The following is a 399-nucleotide window of genomic DNA, read 5'->3' as shown; positions in this document are numbered from 1 at the left end:
CCATCGATTTCGACCCCGAGTCATTTTGCACGAAGCCACCATAGGGATGTCGCTATGCAAAAGTCCTTCCAGAATTTGCGCGACCCGCAGGAGCGGGAGCGGAAGTGGTTCGCCTCGCTTCTGTGGCGGTCTTTCCCCGAAGCGACGAGCGAGGCCGAGCTGGCCGATCTGGTGGCCGAGGCGCTGAACACGGCGCAGCGGCCGGTGAACCCGCGCACGGTGCGGAACTGGCTGCGATCCGAGAACGCGCCGGGGCTGCATTACGTCCTGGCGGTGCTGGCGCTCGCGGGCGCCGAGACCGTCTTCGAACTCTTCGACCCGGAGCAAACGGCATGACACTGGCAATTCGGATCTACTGGCGCGTCGCCGGACGCTTCAATCAGGTGCGCGCGGGCAGAG

General features: G+C 65.2%; 1 protein-coding gene. It reads left to right on the top strand.

Going from position 1 to position 399, the window contains the following annotated elements:
• The first annotated feature begins 54 nt into the window (after window positions 1-54).
• On the top strand, window positions 55-336 hold the full coding sequence (locus DSD19_RS16055) for a hypothetical protein (protein ID WP_113670333.1): 282 nt from the start codon (window positions 55-57) through the stop codon (window positions 334-336).
• Window positions 337-399: the final 63 nt, after the last annotated feature.

The sequence above is a fragment of the Rhodovulum sp. BSW8 genome, assembly GCF_003314725.1.
GTDB lineage: Bacteria > Pseudomonadota > Alphaproteobacteria > Rhodobacterales > Rhodobacteraceae > Rhodovulum > Rhodovulum visakhapatnamense.
The sequence above is the reverse complement of the archived record's forward strand: the minus strand, read 5'-3'. Positions and strand labels throughout refer to the sequence as shown.

Bases quoted from the DNA above. Each gene is read 5' to 3' on its own strand.
- DSD19_RS16055 (WP_113670333.1), top strand. From the start codon at position 55: ATGCAAAAGTCCTTCCAGAATTTGCGCGACCCGCAGGAGCGGGAGCGG.